The organism is Methylovorus menthalis, assembly GCF_020523625.1.
Taxonomy (GTDB): Bacteria; Pseudomonadota; Gammaproteobacteria; order Burkholderiales; family Methylophilaceae; genus Methylovorus; species Methylovorus menthalis.
In genome coordinates, this window is sequence record NZ_JAJAQH010000006.1 from 595,362 (window position 1) to 617,391 (window position 22,030).

The following is a 22,030-nucleotide window of genomic DNA, read 5'->3' on the forward strand; positions in this document are numbered from 1 at the left end:
TACATAAGCATGGGACTGGTGATGTTCACTGAGTTGAGCTATTCATAACGTGAGCTATCCATTTAAATTTTAGGAGAAATAAAATGAACACTTCCAAGAAAACGCTGAGCCTGATGGTAGGTACTGCATTCGTAGCTTCTGTTGCGGCTGCCAATGTCCATGCTGCTGAAAACCCGTTTGCCATGAAGACCTTGTCTTCTGGCTACATGGTGGCTGAGGCTGACAAGATGAAAGACGGCAAGTGTGGCACGGGCAAGTGCAGTGCTGAAATGAAAGCCAAGATGGCCAAGGAAGGCTCATGCAGCGCCGATAAAAAAGCCGAGGGTTCCTGCAGCGCCGACAAGAAAGCCAAAGAGGGTTCTTGCAGCGGAGACATGAAGTCCAAGGAAGGTTCCTGCCACGCTGACAAGAAGTAATATGGGTCAGGCGCAATCGCATCATCCCATCAAGGGTGCTGGTCTTGGCCTCAAGCGCGAGCTGTTGCCCCAGATTCAGGCTGCTTACGGCACTAGCCTGACAGCGCACCTTGATTTTGTTGAGATTGCGCCTGAAAACTGGATAGGCGCCGGTGGCAAATATGCAAAACAATTGGCTTGGTTCACCGAGCGTTATCCTATCGTTTGTCATGGACTGTGCCTGTCGCTGGGTGGCCCCGATCCACTCAACGAAGATTTTTTGCGTCAGGTAAAGCAGTTTCTCGATCAGCACCAGATTCCGCTTTATACCGAACATTTGAGCTATTGCTCGGATGGCGGCTATTTATACGACCTGCTGCCCATCCCGTTTACCGAAGAGGCGGTGCATCATGTGGCCCGCCGTATCCGTCGTACGCAAGAGATTCTGGAACGGCGCATTGCGGTCGAAAATGCGTCTTTTTATGTGGCGTCGCCCATCGCCGAGATGGACGAGGCCAGTTTCATCCGCGCCGTACTGCAAGAGGCGGACTGCGATTTGCACCTTGATATCAATAATATCTACGTCAATAGTGTCAATTTTGGGTTTGATCCGCATGCTTTTCTGCGTGAGATGCCGGGCGAACGTATCGTCTATGCGCATATCGCCGGGCATGATCACGAGACTGAAGACCTGATCATTGATACGCATGGGCAAGATGTGATTGACCCTGTCTGGCAGTTGCTGCGCGAAGCCTATGAACTGTTTGGCGTTTTCCCAACATTGCTGGAGCGCGATACCAATATTCCTCCGCTGGCGGATGCCATGCATGAGGTGAATAAAATTGCCGGGCTGCAAGCTGCGCAGCAAGGTATTGCCAGACAACAGCCAGCGGATGCCGTTAGCCGCAAACGAGCGTCCGCATGAGCGGCGCCGATACCGATTTGCCCTTGTTTCAGCAATACCAGCTGGCGTTTACCGCGCATATTCGCCATCCACGTCTGCATGCCCGTCCAGAGGGCGTGCCTGCCAAGCGCATGCGTGTTTACAACGAGATTGTATTTAATAACCTGCAGTCAGCCGTTGGCGCCTGTTACCCGGTATTGCAGCGGGTATTGGGCAAGCGCGCCTGGCAGGCACTGTTGCGCCGGTTTTTTGCCGAGCACCAGGCTAACAGTCCTTTTTTTCGCGATATCCCCAAGGCTTTTCTGGCGTTTCTGCCACAGGTAGAAACGTTGCCGCCTTATGCCGTCAGTCTCGCGCATTATGAATGGGTAGAGCTGGCGATTGCCTCGGCTGATACGGTGACACCAATGCTGACTGCGGAAGGCGATCTTGTGCAGGGCATCCCTATCGTGGCACCTGCGTTGGCGGTGCTGGCTTACGACTATCCAGTGCAGAAGATTTCAGTCCGCTTCAAACCGCGACAGGCCTTGGCTGAGCCTGTGCACCTGCTGGTTTTTCGCAACCAGCAGGATGAGGTGAAGTTTGTCGAGATGAATGCCATGACGGCGCGCCTGCTGGAGCTGCTGCAGCCTGGGGAGTTGACGGGGCTCGCAGCCTTGCAACAGTTGGGCATGGAGATGGGGCATGCCGATAGCACTTCCCTGATTACCTTTGGAGCGGCACTGCTGGAGGACTTGCGTCAGCAGGATATCGTCTGGGGTGTCGCTGTCTGAGCAGGGAATATGTTGGTATCAGGCCTGACGCATCCTGAACTGATCGGAAGGCCTGATTACCCTGGCAGATCCGTCACACTGTAAATTGTCCAGTGCTGGCTTCCTGCGCGGGTGATGGAGCAACCCAGGCTTGCGCTGGGGTGTTCGCGGTCAAGCACATGTTTGGTATGGTCTGCCGTCTGCTTGTCCAGATACCAGCGATCTACCCAGACCACTTTGGCGGTTTGCGGCTGCGTATTGGTCAGTGTGATCAACTTGCCGTCATTCACGGCGCAGTCTGCGTCGTCCACCTCGATTAACCGTACTTCTGATGATTGGGCTGCTGGTTCGGTGGCAGTGTTGTCTGCTTGCGCCAGCAAGGCTTGCAGCAGAAAAACGGCGAGTGTGGTTGAGATCAATCGTAATGGGTGTTTCACAAGCAGGCTTCCGTACTTTAGTGTGCTGCCTTGCTGCGGCGCACCGGTTTTTTCAATGTCGCCACACCGTGATGGCCATGATGGCGATCCAGCAGGCTGTAATAATTGGATGGCGTCAGCACGGTAGGAATGGCATCCGGCAGCATCTCAGGGTAATCCTTGCTGTAGTGCAGGCCGCGACTCTCCTGCCGTTCCATGGCGCTATTCACGATCAGCTCCGCCACCTGCAGCAGGTTGCGCAGCTCAATCAGATTGTTGCTGATGCGGAAATTGCTATAAAACTCGTGTACTTCATCGCGCAGCAAATGAATGCGGTGCAGGGCGCGCGTCAGGCGCTTATTGGTCCGTACGATGCCTACATAGTTCCACATGGTGCGCCGTAGCTCGCTCCAGTTGTGGGTGATGATGATTTCTTCGTCGGCATCGGTCACGCGGCTTTCATCCCAATAGGGCAGTTTGACCGGGCGTTTGTTCGGCTTGGCCAGAATATCCTGCGCAGCGGCCTGGCCGAACACCAGACATTCCAGCAGCGAGTTGCTGGCCAGGCGGTTGGCGCCATGCAGGCCGGTACAGGCGGTTTCGCCAATCGCATATAGCCGTGGAATATCGGTGCGGCCGATGTGGTCGGTCATGACGCCGCCACAGCTATAGTGGGCGGCCGGTACCACTGGGATGGGCTCGCGCGTGATGTCGATACCCAGCTCCATGCAGCGGCGATAAATGGTAGGGAAATGCGACAGTACAAAATCGGCCGGCTGGTGCGAGATATCCAGATACACGCAATCAATGCCGCGCTTTTTCATTTCAAAGTCAATCGCGCGGGCGACGACATCGCGTGGCGCCAGTTCGCCACGCGGGTCATGTTCGAGCATGAAGCGGGTGCCATCGGGCAACAGCAGGCGGCCACCTTCGCCGCGCACGGCTTCCGTGATCAGAAATGACTTGGCCTGCGGATGATACAAACAGGTTGGGTGGAATTGAATAAATTCCATGTTGGCTACGCGGCAGCCAGCGCGCCATGCCATGGCAATACCGTCGCCAGTGGCTACGTCAGGGTTGGTCGTGTAGAGGTAAACCTTGCCCGCGCCGCCCGTGGCCAGCACGGTATTCTGGGCGGCAATGGTGAGTACCTTGCCGCTCTGGTTATCCAGCACATAGGCCCCCAAGCACTCTGCGCCTTCGATCTTCACCTTGCGGGCCGTGATGAGGTCTACCGCGATATGGTCTTCCAGCAGGGTGATGTTGGGATGGTTGCGGACTTTCTCGGCCAGGGTTTTTTGTACTGCATGCCCGGTGGCATCGGCTGCGTGAATGATGCGACGGTGACTATGACCACCTTCGCGCGTCAGGTGAAAGCCGCTATCGTCATCCTCGCGGGTAAACGGCACGCCTTCGTCGATCAGCCATTGCACGGTTTCGCGGCCATGCTCGGCTACCAGGCGAGTAACCTCGGCATCGCATAATCCGGCTCCCGCAATCAAGGTATCCTGAATGTGGGCTTCAATGGAATCATCGTCTGTCAGCACGGCAGCAATGCCGCCTTGAGCCCAGTTGCTGGAACTATCATTGATGCTTCGTTTGCTGACCAGACATACTTTTTTGTCTGCTGCCACTTTCAAAGCCAGGGTAAGACCCGCCAGCCCGCTACCAATGATTAATACATCAAATTGCTGCATATATATCCGTCAGGTGAAACTTTAATCAGTGTAGCGCTGTCTTCAACACTAAGCTAGTCGACACCAAGCTGGGAGAAATACAATGATTAATGCAAAAAATATGGGAGAATTTTCGCGCCTCGGTTTCGTAGACACTACGATGCAAGGGTATACTCCGAAAATTAACAATATGCAGACAGGGAGCGCTGGCCCGATGGTGGGCAACCGGGAGATAGATCAGGAATTGGTTGAGCGTGCTCAGCGTGGCGATAAACGCGCTTTTGGCATGCTGGTGGACAAATACCAGCGCAAGCTGGGACGCTTGTTGTCCAGACTGATTCGTGACCAGGCCGAGGTGGAGGACGTGGTTCAAGAGTCCTTTATCAAGGCATATCGTGCCTTGCCTAACTTCCGGGGTGAAAGTGCGTTCTACACTTGGTTGTATCGTATTGGCATCAACACCGCCAAGAATTATCTGGTGGCCATGGGCCGTCGGCCACAGGTATCCAACGACATCGAGATCGAAGATGCAGAAAACTTCGAGGACGGTAACGAGTTGCGTACCATGGACACGCCCGAAACAGAGTTAATGACCAAGGAAATCGCCCGTACCGTCAACGACACCGTTGCGGCACTGCCTGACGAATTGCGGACGGCGATTACCCTGCGCGAGATTGAAGGTTTGAGCTACGAGGAAATCGCGACCCTGATGAACTGCCCGATTGGTACGGTGCGTTCACGTATTTTCAGGGCTCGTGAAACCATTGCGCAGAAATTGCGCCCGTTGCTGGATACGCCTCAGGACAAGCGCTGGTAAGTAACAGGAGAAAGTAATGAAAGATCAAGTTTCTGCTCTCGTTGACGAAGAGCTGTCTCTGGAAGACTCCGAGTATCTATACACGGCCATTCGGTCCAGCGAAAACCTGTCCGAATCCTGGACGACCTATCATCTGATTGGCGACTGCATGCGCGGCAGTCCCATTTTCAAATCGGATCTGACCGACCGCATCATGCAACAACTGGAACAGGAGCCGGTGGTATTGGCTCCCAAAGCCAAAAAAGCCGTTTACAAGACGCCGACACTTTGGTCGGTGGCGGCTTCGGTAGCCGCAGTCATGTTTGTCGGCTGGATGGTATTGCAGCAACAGGTGCAAACCCATGGCGAAGCTGCACCTGCTGAAATTGCACAGAATGTCGCCTCCGAGTATCTGCTGGCCCATCAGTCCATGGCCCCAAGCAACTCTGCTTATTACATTCAGCCTGCGTCCTACTCTGAAAGCGAGAAGTAATGAAGCGTGGGGTGCTGGGTTTTTTGCTTGTCAGCCATGTTGCGCTTGCAACAGCGGCCGGAGAAGCCACTGGTGACCCCTGGATGGTCTTGCAAAAGGCGGCCCAGGCTGCCCGCGAGCTAAGTTATCAGGGTGTATTTGTTTATCAGTCGGGCACAGGTTCACGCTCGGTACAGATCACCCACATGAATTACGGGCAGGGTGAGTATGCCCGCATCGTGGTACTGGACGGCACCCCGCGCGAGGTGTTGAGCCAGGGGCGCGATGTGGTGATTTTCAGCCCGCGCAATGAAAAAGTGATCATTGAAAAGCGACGCGGCCAAAATATGTTCCCGGCAGTCCTTCCTTCCAATCTTGATGCAATCAAGACCAGCTACGATGTTCGGCTGGGTGGTCTTGAGCGCATCGGCGGACGAGATGGCCAAATGGTTATTCTCTCCCCAAAGGATAAATTCCGTTACACCTACAAATTCTGGGCAGACCGTGAATATGGTCTGTTGCTTAAATCCATGTCGGCGAATGAACGTAATGAGCCCATGGAGCAGTTTGCCTTCAATCAGCTGACCTTGATGAACAGCCAGAAAATGGATTGGTTCCAGCCCAATGTCAGCCCCGAAAAGCAGTACGTGATGGAAGAACCTGCGACCGGCCGCTCGGCCCCGGTCGATGCCATTACCTGGAGTGTTGATCAGTTGCCCTCAGGCTATCGCAAGGTCGACGAGATTACGCGGCTGGTGCCTGGTAAACCGGCACCTGTGACCCAGATCGTCTACTCGGATGGCCTGGCCTCGGTGTCGCTGTTTATTGAGCCTTTGCTCAAAGGGATGACACCCAAGGTGGGTCATAGTGCTTTTGGCGCTACCCATTTTTATGCCAATGTCCTTGAAGGACACCAGGTCGTTGTGGTGGGGGAAGTGCCCGAAGCTACCGTGACCCAGATCGCCAATACCATTCATTTCAAGAAATAGCTCCCGTATGGATTTTCCTTGTAGCATGCAGCGCCAATGCGGCCACGCGTTTTGCCGTCATGCTGCGGGGTTTGCACGCATGTACGGTGCACATTTATCAGATGTTGTTAGGGGAACGGGCATGACGTCGCGATGTCTTCAATCATACGCAGCTCATGCTTGAGGTATGACTGTCATTTAACCGATGTACGAATGAGGTGTATGCATGCTTAAGAAAATAATCGCCACCTGCGCGATCCTTATTACAGTGTCAGTAACTGCATCAGCCAAGGACTTGCCCGACTTTACCGAGCTGGCGGAAAAACAAGGGCCTGCTGTTGTGAATATCAGTATCACGCAGGTCATGCACGGCAGTGCCGAAGGAAATGTGCCGTTTCCTGGCATGCCGGATGATCCAGCCTTGGGCGAGCTGTTGCGTCGCTTTGGCATTCCCGGAATGCCGGGGCAGGGTAACGGTGCCCCGCAGCAGGATTACAAATCACAGTCCCTGGGGTCAGGCTTTATCCTCAGTAGCGATGGGTATATTTTGACCAACGCCCACGTGGTGAACGAGGCCGACGAAGTGCTGGTCAAGCTTTACGACAAGCGCGAATTCAAAGCCAAGATCATTGGTTCTGATCGTCGTACCGATGTGGCGCTGATCAAGATTGATGCGACCAATCTGCCCAAAGTGACGATAGGCGACCCCAATCAGCTCAAGGTCGGCGAGTGGGTGGCGGCCATTGGTTCTCCCTTTGGTCTGGAAAATACCATGACGGCAGGTATCGTCAGTGCCAAGGGCCGTGCCTTGCCGCAGGAAAACTTCGTTCCTTTCATTCAGACCGACGTGGCGATCAACCCCGGTAACTCGGGGGGGCCATTGTTCAATCTGCGTGGCGAAGTCGTGGGCATCAACTCGCAGATCTACAGCCGCAGTGGCGGCTCCATGGGGCTTTCATTCTCCATTCCAATTGATGTAGCCATTGATATATCCAACCAACTCAAGGCTAGCGGCAAGGTAACGCGCGGCTGGCTGGGAATTGGCATTCAGGAAATCAACAAGGATCTGGCTGACTCCTTCGGCATGAAGAGCACCAATGGTGCGCTGGTGGCTGGCGTGGAAAAAGGCGCTCCCGCCGAGAAGGGTGGCCTGGAAGCGGGCGACGTGATCCTGAAGTTTGATGGCAAGCCTGTGGTGACCTCTTCTGATTTGCCGCGGATTGTCGGCGCGACCAAACCTGGCAAGACTGTCCCCGTGGAAGTATTGCGCAAGGGCTCCAATAAAACGCTCAACATCACCGTAGGCGAAGCGCCAAATGAGAAAGATGCTGCCGCACCTGCAGCCAAAGGCTCTGCCAAGCCCGAAGTGAATCGCTTGGGCCTGGTACTGCGCGAGCTGACACCTGCACAGAAACGCAAGCTGAATGGCAAGAATGGCTTACTGGTGGTGGATGCGCAGGGCCCCGCTGCTCAGGCAGGTATCCGTCGTGGCGATATTGTGCTTGGACTTAACAATACCGAAGTGCAGAGTCTGGAGCAGTTCAACAAGCAGTTAGGCGCTGTTGCTGGTGGTAAAACGGTTGCGCTGCTGGTGCAACGCGATGACAACACCTTGTATGTGCCATTGAAGCTGGCGGCGGATAAATAGCCGTGATCAGCAGTGCTATTAGGCCTGCTTTACGGTAAAATCACGTACTAGTGAATGTAAGAGGGCGCTTCGGCGCCCTTTTGCTATATTCGCGGCAGGCTGAATCAGTTGTGCCGCGAGCAGGCTTGCTGATTTGAAACAGGCTGAAAGTCGCGACTGGCGGTGCTTTACACCTGCCGGTCCTATTGGCGGTCGGGCTGTCTGACCTCGGCGTCGACAAGACTGGGTGCATGGACTTTCCTCGCTATATATTGCAAACGGACCTCATGAAAAATATTCGTAACTTTTCCATCATTGCTCACATCGATCACGGTAAATCCACGCTGGCTGACCGCATTATTCAGCTCTGTGGCGGTCTATCGGATCGCGAAATGGAAGCGCAGGTGCTGGATTCCATGGATCTGGAGCGTGAGCGCGGCATTACCATCAAGGCGCAGACGGCGGCCTTGCAATACAAGGCGCTGGATGGACAGATTTACCAGCTCAATCTGATTGATACCCCAGGGCACGTTGACTTCTCCTATGAGGTTAGCCGTTCGCTGTCTGCCTGTGAAGGCGCATTGCTGGTGGTCGATGCATCCCAAGGCGTGGAAGCACAGAGCGTGGCCAACTGTTACACCGCGATTGATCTCGGGGTCGAAGTAACGGCTGTACTGAACAAGATTGACTTGCCCTCGGCAGACCCTGAGCGCGTGATTCAGGAAATCGAGGACGTGATTGGCGTGGAAGCCACGGATGCGGTGCGTTGCTCGGCCAAGACCGGGGAGGGCGTGCGCGATGTGCTGGAAGCTGTCGTTGCGCGCATTCCGCCACCTACGGGCGACCCGACCAAGCCACTCAAGGCACTGATCATCGACTCCTGGTTTGATAACTATGTGGGCGTGGTGATGCTGGTGCGGGTGATTGACGGTACGCTCAAGCCCAAAGACAAGATTCGTATGATGGCCACACGTGCCGTGCATCTGTGCGAACAGGTGGGTGTGTTCACCCCCAAGTCCCGCCAGAAAGAATCCTTATCCGCTGGTGAAGTAGGGTTCATCATTGCCGGTATCAAGGAACTGACTAGCGCCAAGGTGGGCGATACGGTCACGCTGGCCGACAAGCCCGCTACTGAAGCCTTGCCTGGGTTCAAAGAGGTAAAGCCGCAAGTGTTCGCCGGTTTGTATCCGGTGGAATCCAACCAGTTTGAAGCCTTGCGTGATGCGCTGGAAAAACTGCGTCTAAATGACGCCTCGCTGCAATTCGAGCCGGAAAACTCCACTGCCCTGGGCTTTGGTTTCCGCTGCGGTTTCCTTGGCCTCTTGCACATGGAAATCGTGCAGGAGCGGCTGGAGCGCGAGTACGACATGGACCTCATCACGACGGCGCCTACCGTTGTCTATGAGCTCTTGCTGAAAAGTGGCGAGGTGGTGCAGATTGAAAATCCATCGCGCCTGCCTGAGCCGTCGCGTATTGATGAAATCCGCGAGCCGGTGATCAACGTTAACCTGCTGATGCCGCAGGATTATGTGGGCCCGGTGATGACACTGTGCAATGGCAAACGTGGTGTGCAGCGCAATATGCAGTACATGGGCCGTCAGGTCATGCTGAGCTACGAGATGCCGTTGAACGAAGTGGTGCTCGACTTCTTTGACAAGCTGAAATCCGTGTCGCGTGGCTATGCGTCCATGGATTACGAGTTCCTTGAGTTTCGTGCGGCGGATCTGGTCAAGCTGGATATCATGGTCAACGGTGACCGCGTGGATGCGTTATCCCTGATTGTGCACCGCGCCAACAGTATTTACCGTGGCCGCCAGTTGTGTTCCAAAATGCGCGAGCTGATTCCGCGCCAGATGTTCGATGTGGCAGTGCAGGCGGCTATTGGCGCCAACATCATTGCCCGTGAAACTGTGAAAGCCATGCGTAAGAATGTGCTGGCAAAATGCTATGGTGGCGATATCACCCGCAAGAAAAAACTGCTTGAGAAACAAAAAGAAGGTAAAAAACGCATGAAGCAAGTGGGCAATGTGGAAATTCCACAAGAAGCATTCCTGGCGATTCTGAAAGTAGAAGACAAATGATGTTCGCACTGTTTATGGTGGTTATCTTGGCCGTCACCGGGCTGATCTGGTTGCTGGATATTCTGGTGCTGAAAAAGCGCCGTCCGGCGGGCAAGGCAGACCCGGTGCTGGTGGAATATTCAAAAAGCTTTTTCCCGGTGATTCTGGTGGTGTTCATGATCCGCTCCTTTGTGGTGGAGCCCTTCAAGATTCCATCTGCGTCCATGATGCCTACCCTGATCGCAGGCGACTTCATCCTAGTGAACAAATTCATCTATGGCTTGCGCGTGCCTATCCTCAACAACACCTTTCTCGAAATTCGCCATCCGCAACGTGGCGAGGTGTTCGTGTTCCATTATCCGAAAGACCCTTCGATTGATTACATCAAGCGTGTGGTCGGCGTGCCTGGCGACAAGATCGCCTACCGCGACAAGCAGCTCTATATCAATGGCAAAAAACTGGATGTGAACTACGCAGATGATTACCAGTACGTAGGCTCAGGCCTCAGCATGGTGGTGACCAAGCGTTATCAGGAGCAATTGGGCGAACACAAGCACGATATCCTGCTGGAAGAAGAAAAGCCTTCCCTGGATGGCGAGGTTGAAGTGCCGCCTGGTCATTATTTTGCCATGGGTGATAACCGCGATAACAGCAATGACAGTCGCTTCTGGGGCTTTGTGCCGGAAGAGAATCTGGTCGGCAAGGCGTTTTTCATCTGGTGGAATTTTGATAATTTCGGCAGAATTGGCAACACCATACAATAAGGGCTGATCAACATGAACCGTCAACGTGGTATTACCTTTATCGGGCTGGTGCTGCTTATTGCCGCGGGGCTGTTCGTGGTCATGGTGGGCATGAAGCTCACGCCTGCCTATGTTGAATACTTCACCATTAAGAAAACCTTGAAAAAAATAAGCCAGGAGCCTGGCTTTGAGACCATGAGCCGCAAGGAAATCATGGATGTCTACACCAAGGCGGCAATGATCGACAAGATCGACGACGTCACTGCCAAGGATCTGGTGGTTGGCAAGAGTACCGCCGGCCAGAATACGGTGTCGATTGATTACCAGAAGGTGATCCCGATTATCGCCAATGTCAGCGTGCTGATTGATTTCACTGCTTCTACCGATGCTTCGGCATCGCCCTGATCCGGATGTCACAAACCGGACTGGAACGGCTGCTAGGCCATGATTTCACCAATGGGCAACTGCTGACACAGGCGCTGACCCATCGCAGCCATAGTGCGCGTAACAACGAGCGCCTCGAATTCCTCGGCGATGGTGTGCTGAACTGCATTATCGCCAACCAGCTTTACCAGCGTTTTTCCAAACTGCCAGAAGGCGACCTCAGCCGTTTGCGCGCGCATCTGGTGAAAGAGCCTACGCTCTGCGAGATTGCCCAGCGCCTGCAATTGGGCGATTTGCTCAAACTGGGTGAGGGGGAGTTGAAAAGCGGCGGCTGGCGACGTCCATCTGTATTGGCCGATGCACTGGAAGCCATTATTGGCGCGGTGTTTCTCGATGCTGGTTTTATTGCCGCAGAAGCGCTGGTGGTCAGGTTATATACCCCTCTGCTGGAAGCTATTGACCCTAAATCCATAGGCAAGGATGCCAAATCCCTGCTTCAGGAATACCTGCAGGGCCGCAAGATTGCTTTGCCCGAATACACCGTAACAGCCACCGAGGGCGAGGCGCATTGCCAATTGTTCAAGGTGGATTGCACGATCCCCAAACTCAAGCTGGTCACCCATGGTGAAGGCTCCAGCCGCCGTGCGGCTGAGCAACAGGCCGCAGAACGCGCCTACCAGCAACTTACAGCTACCTCGTAGCGAAAAGACTTTATATGACCACTGAAAATACTTCTGCTACCCCCTTTCGTTGCGGCACCGTGGCGATTGTCGGCCGTCCCAACGTCGGCAAATCCACGCTGCTCAATCATATTCTCGGGCTCAAGCTCAGCATTACCTCGCGCAAGGCGCAGACCACGCGCCACCGCCTGCTGGGCATTCATACCACGGAAGATACCCAGTACCTGTTTGTGGATACCCCGGGCTTTCAGCAAAAGCATGTGAATGCCCTGAATCGCAGTCTGAACAAGACCGTGACCCAGGTGCTGGCCGAGGTGGATGTGGTGCTGTTCGTGATCGAACCCATGCATCTGGGCGAGGCCGATCGCCTGGTGCTGAATATGCTGCCGCGCAACAAGCCGGTATTGCTGGTGGTCAACAAGGCTGACCTGATGGGCGACAAGGGCAATCTATTGCCGCTGATTCAGGACTTTGATCTGGAATTCCCGTTTACGGCCATCGTGCCCGTCAGTGCCAAAAAGAACCTTTATCTGGATGAGCTGCTGCAGGCGGTACGTCAGCATCTGCCGGAGCAGGAGGCGATGTATGGCGAAGATGAGCTGACGGACAAGAATGAGCGCTTTCTGGCTGCTGAGCTGCTGCGCGAAAAAGCCTTCCGCTTTCTGGGCGATGAAGTGCCTTACAGCATTGCCGTTGAAATTGAAAAATTTGAAATGGAAGGCAATCTGCGCCGTATTCACGCTGCGTTTATTGTCGACAAGGAAAGCCAGAAGCCCATGCTGATAGGCAAGGGTGGCGCCAAGCTCAAGCAGATTTCCACCGAAGCGCGCCAGGACATGGAAAACCTGTTTGGCGGCAAGGTCTGGCTGGAAACCTGGGTCAAGGTCAAAGGCGGCTGGGCAGATGATGAGCGCGCCCTGAAATCCCTGGGTTATTGATCGTCGTTGATGATCATGCATTTGGTGATTGCCAACCCGTGATCGCATTCGGCATCGCGCAGGCCTTGTGCTGCGGATGTCTGGTGTGTTGCGCTGCTCCTGATCCCATCTGATTTTATTCGCCGTTAATTCCCTCTATGGCCGTTCTCCACAAACAAGACAATCAGCCGGTATACGTGCTGCATACCTATCCGTTCAAGGAAACCAGTCTGGTGGTGGAGCTGTTCAGCCGCGATTTTGGTCGTGTGGCAGCGGTGGCAAAAGGTGCCCGCCGTCCGCGTTCCGCCATGCGCGGCATGCTGCAATCGTTTCAGCCGCTGCTTGCCACCTGGTCAGGCAAGGCCGAGCTGAAGACGCTGCATAGCCTGGAGTGGGGTAGCGGCCTGCTGCTGTTGCAGGGCGATGCCCTGATGTGCGGCTTTTACATGAACGAGCTGCTGCTGCGCTTGCTGCCGCGTGAAGATAGCCACGATGCCCTGTTTGCCTATTATGGGGATACCTTGCGTACGCTGTCGCACAGCACCGAGCATGCTACCAGCCTGCGCCGCTTTGAGTTGCGCATGTTGCAGGAGATGGGCTATGCCGTGCCCTTGCTGGATGACGAGCGCGACCAGCCGATAGAGGCGGAGCGTGTCTATGAATACGTGGCCGAGCGCGGTGCCTGCACCGGTGCCACTCCACTGCCCGCGGCCAATCGCGTACAATTGCGTGGCAAAACCCTGCTGGATATGGCGCGTGATGATTACGCCGATAGCCATACCCAGCAGCAAAGCAAGCAATTGATGCGCATGCTGCTGGCGCATTATCTGGGTGACAAGCCGCTGCATACACGGCAGTTGCTGATCGACTTGCAAGGCCTGTAATGCTGGGCAGCCCAGGCTGCTTATTACTGTCATCAATGAAAGTTACTCCATCATGATTAAACTCGGGGTCAATATTGACCATGTCGCCACGCTACGCCAGGCACGCGGTACCCAGTACCCCAGCGTGGTGCAAGCTGCGCTGCGCGCGGAAGAGGCAGGCGCCGACAGCATCACCATCCACCTGCGTGAAGACCGTCGCCATATTCAGGATGCCGATGTGTTTGCCCTGCGGCCCTTGCTGCAGACCAAGATGAACCTGGAAATGGCCGTGACCGAGGAAATGCTGGATATTGCCTTGCAGGTGAAACCCCAGGATGTCTGTCTGGTGCCAGAGCGGCGTGAAGAGCGCACCACAGAAGGGGGCCTGGAAGTAGCAGGCAATCAGGCGGCGGTGAGCCATGCATGCCAGGTGCTGCGCGATGCGGGCATCCGCGTGTCGTTGTTTATCGCCCCCGATATCGCGCAGATTGATGCCGCCAAGGCCGCAGGCGCTCCGGTGATCGAAATCCATACCGGCACCTTTGCCGATGCAGAAACACCCGAAGAGCAGGCACATGAGCTTGCCCGTGTACAGGCCGCCGTTGCGCATGGCCGCAAGCTGGGCCTGGTGGTTAATGCCGGGCATGGCTTGAATATCCACAATGTGCATTTGATCGCCGCTATCCCCGGCATTGAAGAACTGAACATCGGCCACGCCATTGTGGCGCATGCCATCTTCGTCGGTTGGGAATATGCCGTGCGTGAAATGAAAGCGCTGATGCTGCAGGCGGCGAAGGCCGAATGATCCGGTTTACGCAGATGCCGACACAGCAGGCCGTACGATGATTTTCGGCATAGGCACGGATATCGTCGAGGTATCTCGCATTGAGGATTCGCTGGCGCGTTTTGGCGATGCATTTGCCGAGCGCATACTGACCTCGGCCGAGTATGATGAGTACCTTGCCAGCAAGACCCGTGCGCGGTTTCTGGCCAAGCGCTTTGCCGCCAAGGAAGCCTTTGCCAAGGCACTGGGGACCGGTATTCGCGGGCCTGCGGCGTTTGAGAATATTGGTGTCGGCCACGATGAGCTGGGCAAACCCATATTGGTGCTGGCGCAAGAATTGCAAAGCTTGCTTGATGCCAAAGGCATCGTGCACAAGCATTTATCAATCAGCGATGAAAAAGCCCTGGCGGCTGCGTTTGTCGTTTTGGAAAAGGCGTGATGGTGAATTCTCGATTACTCAAGCTGGTGTTTTCCCTGCTGTCACTGGGCCTGGTCATGCCTGCCCAGGCGGCCAACTGGAATCTCCTGGGCGAAAGCAGCTTCGGCAAGCATTACATTGATATTGGCACCCTGGAGTGGGAAGCCAGCAAGACTGCGTTCACCATCAGTACCCGCGTGGTACAGCCTGACAGCGCCGAATGGCTCACCACCATCCGCGTAGACTGCAAGGACAGCAGCTATGCTTATCTCAGCGGCAGTAAAACCCAGGATGGCCAGGTGCTGAGCGAATTTGAAACGCCCAAGCCTGCCAGCGCTATTGTGCGTGATTCCATGCCAGACCAGCTCAAAGGCAGCTTCTGTGGCGTGCGCTCCATTGCAGGCCAATGGGAATCCGTCGGCAAAAGCAAAATATCAGAAGTGTTTTTCAATCGACAATCCATCAAGCAATATGCCGACGGCAGCCATTTCATGGTCGATACCCGGGTAGTGCCATTTGATAAAAGCCAGGAAACCCTGAGCACCCTGTCGTTTGATTGCGATGCCAGCTCCTTCATCATGACCCGCATGAGCACCCTCAAGGATGGCAAGCTGACACAGGTGTTTGACAAGCCCAAGCCTACGACCATGGTCAGCAAGACGGCGACCCTTGAAACCTTGTCCCAGAAGTTCTGTGTGGAAATCCCGATTATCAATGACTGGCAGGAGCTGGATGTAGGCGGCAAAAGCCGGTTATATCTCAGCAACCAGAGCGTACGCTGGAATACCGACCGCAGTTTCTTTTCCATCATGCTGAAGTCGACCTATGATCAGGGCAGCGAAATGGTCAACCATGTGTCGATTGATTGCGATAAAAATACCTCAACCTTTCTTGGCGGCACACTCAAGGTCAACGATGTGATCGAAAACCTGGGCGCTGAGCCGCCCAAGAGCATCCTCGCCAACACACCGTTTGCCACCATCAAGCGCCTGTATTGCGGGCAGTAGGCAATGGCATTGGATCCGTCTACCAACCAGACTGATGCCGGGCAGGGTGTTCTCCCTGATCCGGGTGACATGGATATGGAGCGACGCTTTGGTGGGGTAAGGCGCCTGTATGGCGCGGAGGCACTTGCGCGTTTTCAGGCGGCGCATGTCTGTGTGATCGGCATAGGCGGCGTAGGGTCCTGGGCCGCAGAAGCGCTGGCGCGCAACGCGATTGGCCGTATCACCCTGATTGATCTCGACAACATCGCTGAATCCAATATCAATCGCCAGCTGCATGCGCTGGATGGCGAGCTGGGCAAGGCCAAGGTGACGGCCATGGCCGAGCGCATCCAGCGGATTAATCCAGTGGCGCAGGTGGTACAGATAGAAGACTTTGTCACGGTGGAGAATGTGGACGCCATGCTGGGGCAAAGTTTTGACGGTGTGATTGATGCGATTGATGATGCGCGGGCAAAAGTGGCAATTGCCGCCTGGTGCCGCCACCACAAGCTGCCGCTGGTCGTCACCGGTGGTGCAGGCGGCAGAGTGGACCCTACCCGTATCCGCCATGCCGATCTGGCGCAGGTGCATGGGGATCGATTGCTGGCCAAGGTGCGCAACAGCCTGCGACGTGACCATGGCTTCCCGCGCGCGCCCTCAGGCAACAAAGCCCCGACCAAGTTTGGCATTCCCTGTATTTATTCCGATGAACCTATCCAGAAACCGGATGCCAGTTGCGAGGCTGATGGCGGACTTAGCGGCCTCAACTGTGCCGGCTATGGTTCATCCGTTTGCGTGACTGCGCCATTTGGTATGGCCGCTTCCGCGCTGCTACTGAAGCTTCTCTCCTCGACCTGAGGCATGCACCTTGCCTTCCAGGGAATTCAAAGGCAACAAGGTCTACCTCCCCAGCAAGCCCTGCGTGCAATGTGGCCGCACCATGACCTGGCGTAAAGCCTGGGAAAAGAACTGGGATGGCGTCCAATACTGTTCAGATGCCTGCCGCCGCGCGGCGAAGAGCAAGGGCTGAAAGCCCACAAGACCCGCTGGTCGCCTCATTGCCAAGTCTTTCTTAGGCAATCCGAGGGACTTAATTCCCGCTAACGCTGAATTTCGGATTCGTATTCTGGAAAGTAGCGCGCAATCACGGAAAGATCAAAGCTGCGCAAAATGCTGGTGTTGGATTCACGCGCCAGAAGAAACTCAAATGACCGCATAACGAGGGACGCTGTATCTTCATCTTGATGTGCCAGTTTTCGGGCATATTCCGGCTGCACCGTGACCACATGCGTGGTTGTTGAGCGGCTGGTCACTTCCACTTCAAACCTACTATTGTCGAGCGGTTTTACCTTGATCATGTTTGCTCCCCGGCTGTACTGCGTCAGTTTAGCAAAATCGCACTTGAAAAAATGACGAATGCCCCAAATTTAAAGGCACGTTTTTATGCATGTATGAACCCTGATTTCATACAGCCTGCTTTTTACCAACACTAAAGTTTTACCATGGGAGTTTATATGTCGACCGACACCATTCAAAAAGAAACGCTAGGTTTTCAGGCCGAAGTAAAACAACTGTTGCAGTTGATGATTCATTCGCTCTACAGCAACAAGGAAATTGTGCTGCGCGAGCTGATTTCCAATGCATCTGACGCGGCAGATAAATTGCGCTTTGAGGCGCTGTCTGACAATAGCCTGTATGGCAATGACAGTGATTTGAAGATTCGTGTGTCCTTCGATAAGGATGCGCGCACGCTGACCATCTCGGATAACGGCATCGGCATGAACCGTGCCGAAGTCATCAGCAATATCGGCACCATTGCCAAGTCCGGTACCAAGGAGTTTTTCCAGGCACTGACCGGCGACCAGGCCAAGGATGCCAACCTGATTGGCCAATTTGGCGTGGGCTTCTACTCTGCTTTTATTCTGGCTGAGAAGGTGACCCTGATTACCCGTCGTGCGGGCAGCGCCGAAGCCGTGAAATGGGAATCGGCAGGCGAGGGTGACTACACGCTGGAAGCTGTTGAGAAGGCGGGCCGCGGCACCGATATCGTCCTGCATCTGCGTGAAGGCGAAGATGAGTTTCTGAACGACTGGAAGCTGAAGAGCATTATCCGCAAGTATTCCGACCATATCACGCTGCCCATCATCATGAAGAAGTCGGAGTGGAAAGATGGCGAGCAGGTGCCAACCGATGAGGATGAAACCGTGAACAAGGCGTCTGCCTTGTGGGCGCGTGCCAAGAGCGACATCAGCGACGAGGAATACCAGGAGTTTTACAAGCACGTATCGCATGACTTTGAAAACCCATTGGCCTGGAGCCACAACCGCGTAGAAGGCAAGCAGGAATATATCTCGCTGCTGTATGTGCCGAGCCGCGCGCCGCTGGATTTGTACGACCGCGAGCGCAAGCATGGCATCAAGCTCTACGTGAAGCGTGTCTTTATCATGGATGATGCCGAAAAGCTGATGCCGCAATACCTGCGCTTTGTACGCGGGGTGATTGATAGTGCTGACTTGCCACTGAATGTCTCGCGCGAAATCCTGCAGTCCAGCCGTGATATCGACAATATCAAGGCGGGTTCAGTGAAAAAGGTATTGGGTCTGCTGGAAGACTTGGCGGAAAACAAGCCTGAAGAGTATGCCGGTTTCTGGAATGAGTTTGGTCGGGTGCTGAAAGAAGGCCCGGGCGAAGACTTTGCCAACCGCGAGAGAATTGCAGCGCTGCTGCGCTTTGCTTCGACCCATGCGGATACCGATGCGCAAGTGGTGTCGCTGAAGGATTACATCGGCCGCATGAAAGAAGGCCAGGACAAGATTTATTACATCACGGCCGACAGTTTTTCTGCCGCCCAACATAGCCCGCATCTGGAAATTTTCCGCAAGAAAGGCATTGAGGTTTTGCTGTTGTCTGACCGCGTGGACGAGTGGATGCTGTCCAGCCTGACCGAGTTTGATGGCAAGGCATTGCAATCGGTGGCGAAGGGCGACCTCGATCTTGGTAATCTGGAAGACGAAGCTGAAAAAGAGCAGCAGAAGAAAGTGGAAGAAGAAGCGCGTGATCTGATTGAGCGCGTGAAAACGACCCTGGGCGAACGCGTGAAGGAAGTGCGCGTGACGCACCGCCTGACGGATTCTCCTGCTTGCCTGGTGGCGGGTGAAAACGATCTATCGGGTAATCTTGAGCGGATGCTCAAGGCTGCCGGGCAGAAAACGCCGGATAGCAAACCTATTCTGGAGGTGAATCCGGAGCACAAGCTGGTCGCCAAGCTCAAGTCCGAGTCAGATGAGGGCCGTTTTGCCGACCTGGCAAATCTGCTGTTTGATCAGGCCTTGCTGGCGGAAGGCGGGCAGCTGGAAGACCCGGCAAGTTTTGTGCGTCGCATGAATAGCCTGATCAGCTAATACGTAACGCGCTGTTGTACCCCCAAATGCCCCGCTTGCCGGGGCATTTTTATGCATGGAATACCTGACAGCTGGTCGGTTTCATCATCCTGTCACACACCATCTTTACATTCTGCGCTGACGTGTCTGCCCGCACACGCAGACATTCAGCACACAGCAAACACACACATATAACAAGGATGGGAAGATGAAAAAGAAACTGATCACACTGGCGGTTTCCGCCCTTTGCCTGCCGGCGATATCGTTCGCCGCGGACACGCTGAGCCTGAGCAAGCTCTGGACATATAACCACGCATCCACAGGTGTGGCTGGGCAAACCTCTGAAATTTCGGCTTATGACAAGCTCACCAACACCGTATGGGTGGCTGGCATTAATGGCGTTGATGTATTGAATGCGAGCAGCGGCAGTCTGGTGCAGCACATTGATACCACAGCCTATGGCTCCATCAATAGCGTTGCCATTCATAATGGCCTGGCTGCTTTTGCCATCGAATCCACCGTGGATCGTACAGCCCCTGGTGTGGTCAAGCTGTTTGATACCTCCAGCCGTGCGCTGACTTCCGGGGTGAATTCGATCACCGTAGGCGCCTTGCCCGACATGTTGACCTTTACTGCCGATGGTTCGCGTCTGCTGGTGGCCAATGAAGCCACGCCTACCAACTATGCGGGATATGATCCTGCCGGAAGTGTCAGCGTGATCAATATGACGTCGCGCAGTGTGATTACGAATGCAGGTTTCATCGGCGTACCCACGACCGGCAGCAATATCCGCACCAATACCGGCATGGATTATGAGCCGGAATATATTGCCGTTAACAAGGCGGGCTCCAAGGCTTATGTGTCTTTGCAGGAAGCCAATGCCATTGGCGTGCTTGATCTTAAGACCAACAGCTTCAGCAGTGTGATTGGTCTTGGCACCAAGGATTTCAGCCAGCCTGGCAACTGGATAGACCCCAGCCACAAGGATGGCAAGGTTGAGTTGCGTGCCAGCGACGTGAAGGGTCTGTACCAGCCAGATTCAATGGCAGCATATGAAGTGGGTGGTAAAACCTTTATCGTGATGGCGAACGAAGGCGATACCCGTGAAGATGACGGCGACAAGGCACGCGTAAAAGATGTTCCGGCTCTGAAAGCATCGGCTCCTGCGGACTTGAAAGAGCTGAATATTTCTGTGACTGATTCTACACCAGGCAATCTGGTGACATTCGGTGCCCGCTCCTTCTCGATTCGCGACGCTTCAGGCGCTATTGTGTTTGATAGTGGCAACCAGCTGGATGCCAAGGCCATTGAGCTGGGCATCTACGATGATGGCCGTAGTGATGACAAAGGCGTGGAGCCTGAAGGCGTTGCCTTGCTGGAGCTGGGTGGCCGCACTTTGGCCTTTATTGGTCTGGAGCGCACGCTCAAAAGCGCCGTGGCGATCTATGACGTGACCGACCCCAGCAAAGCCAGTTTCCTGGATATGATCGTGACCGATGGCGATGTGGCTCCAGAAGGCCTGATGACATTTATCCACGACGGCAAATACTATTTATCGATTGCCAACGAAGTGAGCGGCACAACCAGTCTTTATAGCATTTCCGGTGTATCGCCAGTGCCGGAAGCCCAGACCTACGGTATGCTGTTGGCAGGGATAGGGCTGATTGGTTTTGTGACATATCGTCGCAAAGTTTGATGCCCCGAGGATTGCAGCGCTGAAGTATCAAGCCACCGCAGTTGCGGTGGCTTTTTCATTTGTGGATGTTATTTACCTGAATTTTCATGATGCGTGTTGACTTAACAAATGCGAATCATTATCATTATTAAAACTTGGTTAACAAGGACTGGCCGTGAAACCTAAAGAAGCGATATTTGATCCGGAATTGCCCAATGCGAATGCTGTGCTGGCTTCGCTGTGCTGCGTGACTGCGCGTTATGCCAGTCATCCTTCGGCTGAGCTGGCCGAGCTGGCGCTGGATCTTTCCCGCAAGCTGACTGCTCCGCAATATGCTGAATCGAAGCTGGTGTCTGAAGTGGCACAACGGCTGATGCGCGATTGGGAAGCCATCGCCCACGAGCAGCATGCCATGCAGTCGGTCGTGGTGCCGGGCAGTCGTCATCTGCAATAAGTCCAAACTAAAACATCATCGATATCGGAGTGTAGAGTTATGTCTCGTTTTACCGGCCCCCGGCTCAAAGTCATGCGCGCATTGGGCGTGGATTTACCAGGCCTTTCCCGCAAAAGCATAGAGCAGCGCCCCACACCGCCTGGCCAACATGGTGCCAAGGCCGTACGCCGAAAGAAGTCTGATTTCGGCATCAAGCTGATGGAGAAGCAGAAGCTGCGTTTCAACTACGGCTTGTCCGAGCGTCAGTTGCGCCGCCTGATGGTGGATGCACGCCGCGGCAAGGCGCCTACCGGTGAAACACTATTGCAGTTGCTGGAACGCCGACTGGATAACGTGGTGTTCCGCGCAGGATTTGCACCCACCATCGCCGCTGCACGTCAGCTGGTATCGCATCGTCACCTGCAATTGAATGGCAAGGTGGTGAATATTCCGTCTATTCGCTTGAGAATTGGCGATGAGGTCAGCCTGAAACCAGCCAGTGCGCAGATTCCTATCGTCAATGAAACATTGAAAGACATGCCCCTGATTCGCCCGGAATGGTTGGGTTGGGATGAAACGCAGCGCGTTGCTCGTATCGCGCATTTGCCTGCTGCAGAAGATGTACCGTTCCCGGTAGATGTGCAGCAGGTGGTTGAGTATTACGCCAACAGACTCTAGTTCTGCTGGTTGTTCGTGGTCTC

General features: G+C 54.6%; 25 protein-coding genes. 22 read left to right on the top strand and 3 right to left on the bottom strand.

What is annotated here, in order from left to right; translation table 11 throughout:
* Positions 1 to 83: 83 nt before the first annotated feature.
* From LG204_RS08640 to LG204_RS08650, 3 genes are read left to right on the top strand one after another with little or no spacing between them, the layout of a single operon-like run.
* The gene (locus tag LG204_RS08640) at positions 84 to 416 is read left to right on the top strand and encodes a hypothetical protein (RefSeq protein ID WP_230336893.1); all 333 of its coding nucleotides are present in this window, start codon (positions 84 to 86) and stop codon (positions 414 to 416) included.
* 1 nt (position 417) lies between these two features.
* Positions 418 to 1,320 carry an HvfB family MNIO-type RiPP peptide maturase gene (locus LG204_RS08645; protein WP_230336894.1) on the top strand — a complete coding sequence of 301 codons (903 nt, stop codon included), beginning with the start codon at positions 418 to 420 and terminating at the stop codon, positions 1,318 to 1,320.
* Positions 1,317 to 2,072: an HvfC family RiPP maturation protein gene (locus LG204_RS08650; protein ID WP_230336895.1), complete on the top strand. Its 756-nt coding sequence runs from the start codon at positions 1,317 to 1,319 to the stop codon at positions 2,070 to 2,072. The genes LG204_RS08645 and LG204_RS08650 overlap by 4 nt, the downstream gene beginning before the upstream one ends.
* A 56-nt stretch (positions 2,073 to 2,128) precedes the next feature.
* Here the strand turns inward: LG204_RS08650 and LG204_RS08655 are convergent, their stop codons facing one another.
* Both LG204_RS08655 and nadB read right to left on the bottom strand, forming a co-directional pair.
* Positions 2,129 to 2,488: a hypothetical protein gene (locus LG204_RS08655; protein WP_230336896.1), complete on the bottom strand. Its 360-nt coding sequence runs from the start codon at positions 2,486 to 2,488 to the stop codon at positions 2,129 to 2,131.
* Positions 2,489 to 2,505: 17 nt separating this feature from the next.
* Positions 2,506 to 4,164: an L-aspartate oxidase gene (gene nadB, locus LG204_RS08660; RefSeq protein WP_230336897.1), complete on the bottom strand. Its 1,659-nt coding sequence runs from the start codon at positions 4,162 to 4,164 to the stop codon at positions 2,506 to 2,508.
* Positions 4,165 to 4,333: 169 nt separating this feature from the next.
* On the opposite strand from nadB, the gene rpoE reads away from it, so the two are divergent.
* The 15 genes from rpoE (at position 4,334) to LG204_RS14150 (ending at position 16,871) form a co-directional block, all read left to right on the top strand.
* Positions 4,334 to 4,960 (top strand): RNA polymerase sigma factor RpoE, encoded by a 627-nt coding sequence (gene rpoE / locus LG204_RS08665; protein ID WP_369750483.1) that lies wholly within the window; start codon positions 4,334 to 4,336, stop codon positions 4,958 to 4,960.
* 16 nt (positions 4,961 to 4,976) lie between these two features.
* Positions 4,977 to 5,432 (top strand): sigma-E factor negative regulatory protein, encoded by a 456-nt coding sequence (locus LG204_RS08670; protein WP_230336898.1) that lies wholly within the window; start codon positions 4,977 to 4,979, stop codon positions 5,430 to 5,432.
* A complete protein-coding gene (locus tag LG204_RS08675) occupies positions 5,432 to 6,400 on the top strand; it encodes a MucB/RseB C-terminal domain-containing protein (RefSeq protein WP_230336899.1) in 969 nt (322 codons plus the stop codon). Before LG204_RS08670 ends, LG204_RS08675 begins: the two co-directional genes overlap by 1 nt.
* Before the next feature lie 205 nt (positions 6,401 to 6,605).
* Positions 6,606 to 8,027 (top strand): DegQ family serine endoprotease, encoded by a 1,422-nt coding sequence (locus LG204_RS08680; protein ID WP_230336900.1) that lies wholly within the window; start codon positions 6,606 to 6,608, stop codon positions 8,025 to 8,027.
* Between the two features lie 266 nt (positions 8,028 to 8,293).
* Complete coding sequence (gene lepA / locus LG204_RS08685; RefSeq protein ID WP_230336901.1) at positions 8,294 to 10,087, top strand: translation elongation factor 4; 1,794 nt, start codon at positions 8,294 to 8,296, stop codon at positions 10,085 to 10,087.
* The gene (gene lepB, locus LG204_RS08690; protein ID WP_230336902.1) at positions 10,084 to 10,830 is read left to right on the top strand and encodes a signal peptidase I; all 747 of its coding nucleotides are present in this window, start codon (positions 10,084 to 10,086) and stop codon (positions 10,828 to 10,830) included. Before lepA ends, lepB begins: the two co-directional genes overlap by 4 nt.
* A gap of 12 nt (positions 10,831 to 10,842) precedes the next feature.
* Positions 10,843 to 11,214 carry a DUF4845 domain-containing protein gene (locus LG204_RS08695; protein WP_230336903.1) on the top strand — a complete coding sequence of 124 codons (372 nt, stop codon included), beginning with the start codon at positions 10,843 to 10,845 and terminating at the stop codon, positions 11,212 to 11,214.
* A gap of 5 nt (positions 11,215 to 11,219) precedes the next feature.
* Positions 11,220 to 11,894 carry a ribonuclease III gene (gene rnc / locus LG204_RS08700; protein WP_230336904.1) on the top strand — a complete coding sequence of 225 codons (675 nt, stop codon included), beginning with the start codon at positions 11,220 to 11,222 and terminating at the stop codon, positions 11,892 to 11,894.
* Positions 11,895 to 11,908: 14 nt separating this feature from the next.
* Entirely contained in the window at positions 11,909 to 12,811 is a 903-nt protein-coding gene (gene era, locus LG204_RS08705) for a GTPase Era (protein WP_230336905.1), read from the top strand.
* Between the two features lie 137 nt (positions 12,812 to 12,948).
* Complete coding sequence (recO, locus tag LG204_RS08710; protein WP_230336906.1) at positions 12,949 to 13,674, top strand: DNA repair protein RecO; 726 nt, start codon at positions 12,949 to 12,951, stop codon at positions 13,672 to 13,674.
* Positions 13,675 to 13,726: 52 nt separating this feature from the next.
* Entirely contained in the window at positions 13,727 to 14,458 is a 732-nt protein-coding gene (pdxJ, locus tag LG204_RS08715; protein ID WP_230336907.1) for a pyridoxine 5'-phosphate synthase, read from the top strand.
* A 37-nt stretch (positions 14,459 to 14,495) separates the two neighbouring features.
* Positions 14,496 to 14,876: a holo-ACP synthase gene (acpS, locus tag LG204_RS08720; protein WP_230336908.1), complete on the top strand. Its 381-nt coding sequence runs from the start codon at positions 14,496 to 14,498 to the stop codon at positions 14,874 to 14,876.
* The gene (locus LG204_RS08725) at positions 14,876 to 15,862 is read left to right on the top strand and encodes a hypothetical protein (RefSeq protein ID WP_230337871.1); all 987 of its coding nucleotides are present in this window, start codon (positions 14,876 to 14,878) and stop codon (positions 15,860 to 15,862) included. The genes acpS and LG204_RS08725 overlap by 1 nt, the downstream gene beginning before the upstream one ends.
* A 3-nt stretch (positions 15,863 to 15,865) precedes the next feature.
* Complete coding sequence (locus LG204_RS08730; protein ID WP_230336909.1) at positions 15,866 to 16,699, top strand: tRNA threonylcarbamoyladenosine dehydratase; 834 nt, start codon at positions 15,866 to 15,868, stop codon at positions 16,697 to 16,699.
* 10 nt (positions 16,700 to 16,709) lie between these two features.
* Positions 16,710 to 16,871, top strand: a complete 162-nt coding sequence (locus LG204_RS14150) for a DUF2256 domain-containing protein (RefSeq protein ID WP_407664199.1) — start codon at positions 16,710 to 16,712, stop codon at positions 16,869 to 16,871.
* Between the two features lie 70 nt (positions 16,872 to 16,941).
* Here LG204_RS14150 and LG204_RS08740 read toward each other — a convergent pair whose 3' ends face one another.
* Positions 16,942 to 17,199 (bottom strand): hypothetical protein, encoded by a 258-nt coding sequence (locus tag LG204_RS08740; RefSeq protein WP_230336910.1) that lies wholly within the window; start codon positions 17,197 to 17,199, stop codon positions 16,942 to 16,944.
* 156 nt (positions 17,200 to 17,355) lie between these two features.
* On the opposite strand from LG204_RS08740, the gene htpG reads away from it, so the two are divergent.
* The 4 genes from htpG to rpsD all read left to right on the top strand — a co-directional run bounded on the left by htpG (position 17,356) and on the right by rpsD (position 22,007).
* A complete protein-coding gene (gene htpG / locus LG204_RS08745; RefSeq protein WP_230336911.1) occupies positions 17,356 to 19,242 on the top strand; it encodes a molecular chaperone HtpG in 1,887 nt (628 codons plus the stop codon).
* Positions 19,243 to 19,429: 187 nt separating this feature from the next.
* Positions 19,430 to 20,917 (top strand): choice-of-anchor I family protein, encoded by a 1,488-nt coding sequence (locus LG204_RS08750; protein ID WP_230336912.1) that lies wholly within the window; start codon positions 19,430 to 19,432, stop codon positions 20,915 to 20,917.
* A gap of 154 nt (positions 20,918 to 21,071) precedes the next feature.
* On the top strand, positions 21,072 to 21,350 hold the full coding sequence (locus LG204_RS08755; RefSeq protein WP_230336913.1) for a hypothetical protein: 279 nt from the start codon (positions 21,072 to 21,074) through the stop codon (positions 21,348 to 21,350).
* A 39-nt stretch (positions 21,351 to 21,389) separates the two neighbouring features.
* Entirely contained in the window at positions 21,390 to 22,007 is a 618-nt protein-coding gene (gene rpsD / locus LG204_RS08760; RefSeq protein ID WP_230336914.1) for a 30S ribosomal protein S4, read from the top strand.
* The last annotated feature ends 23 nt before the right edge of the window (positions 22,008 to 22,030 follow it).

Coding starts and splice junctions, on each gene's coding strand:
- LG204_RS08640 (WP_230336893.1), top strand. CDS start 84: ATGAACACTTCCAAGAAAACGCTGAGCCTGATGGTAGGTACTGCATTC.
- LG204_RS08645 (WP_230336894.1), top strand. CDS start 418: ATGGGTCAGGCGCAATCGCATCATCCCATCAAGGGTGCTGGTCTTGGC.
- LG204_RS08650 (WP_230336895.1), top strand. CDS start 1,317: ATGAGCGGCGCCGATACCGATTTGCCCTTGTTTCAGCAATACCAGCTG.
- nadB (WP_230336897.1), bottom strand. CDS start 4,164: ATGCAGCAATTTGATGTATTAATCATTGGTAGCGGGCTGGCGGGTCTT.
- rpoE (WP_369750483.1), top strand. CDS start 4,334: ATGCAGACAGGGAGCGCTGGCCCGATGGTGGGCAACCGGGAGATAGAT.
- LG204_RS08670 (WP_230336898.1), top strand. CDS start 4,977: ATGAAAGATCAAGTTTCTGCTCTCGTTGACGAAGAGCTGTCTCTGGAA.
- LG204_RS08675 (WP_230336899.1), top strand. CDS start 5,432: ATGAAGCGTGGGGTGCTGGGTTTTTTGCTTGTCAGCCATGTTGCGCTT.
- LG204_RS08680 (WP_230336900.1), top strand. CDS start 6,606: ATGCTTAAGAAAATAATCGCCACCTGCGCGATCCTTATTACAGTGTCA.
- lepA (WP_230336901.1), top strand. CDS start 8,294: ATGAAAAATATTCGTAACTTTTCCATCATTGCTCACATCGATCACGGT.
- lepB (WP_230336902.1), top strand. CDS start 10,084: ATGATGTTCGCACTGTTTATGGTGGTTATCTTGGCCGTCACCGGGCTG.
- LG204_RS08695 (WP_230336903.1), top strand. CDS start 10,843: ATGAACCGTCAACGTGGTATTACCTTTATCGGGCTGGTGCTGCTTATT.
- rnc (WP_230336904.1), top strand. CDS start 11,220: ATGTCACAAACCGGACTGGAACGGCTGCTAGGCCATGATTTCACCAAT.
- era (WP_230336905.1), top strand. CDS start 11,909: ATGACCACTGAAAATACTTCTGCTACCCCCTTTCGTTGCGGCACCGTG.
- recO (WP_230336906.1), top strand. CDS start 12,949: ATGGCCGTTCTCCACAAACAAGACAATCAGCCGGTATACGTGCTGCAT.
- pdxJ (WP_230336907.1), top strand. CDS start 13,727: ATGATTAAACTCGGGGTCAATATTGACCATGTCGCCACGCTACGCCAG.
- acpS (WP_230336908.1), top strand. CDS start 14,496: ATGATTTTCGGCATAGGCACGGATATCGTCGAGGTATCTCGCATTGAG.
- LG204_RS08725 (WP_230337871.1), top strand. CDS start 14,876: ATGGTGAATTCTCGATTACTCAAGCTGGTGTTTTCCCTGCTGTCACTG.
- LG204_RS08730 (WP_230336909.1), top strand. CDS start 15,866: ATGGCATTGGATCCGTCTACCAACCAGACTGATGCCGGGCAGGGTGTT.
- LG204_RS08740 (WP_230336910.1), bottom strand. CDS start 17,199: ATGATCAAGGTAAAACCGCTCGACAATAGTAGGTTTGAAGTGGAAGTG.
- htpG (WP_230336911.1), top strand. CDS start 17,356: ATGTCGACCGACACCATTCAAAAAGAAACGCTAGGTTTTCAGGCCGAA.
- LG204_RS08750 (WP_230336912.1), top strand. CDS start 19,430: ATGAAAAAGAAACTGATCACACTGGCGGTTTCCGCCCTTTGCCTGCCG.
- rpsD (WP_230336914.1), top strand. CDS start 21,390: ATGTCTCGTTTTACCGGCCCCCGGCTCAAAGTCATGCGCGCATTGGGC.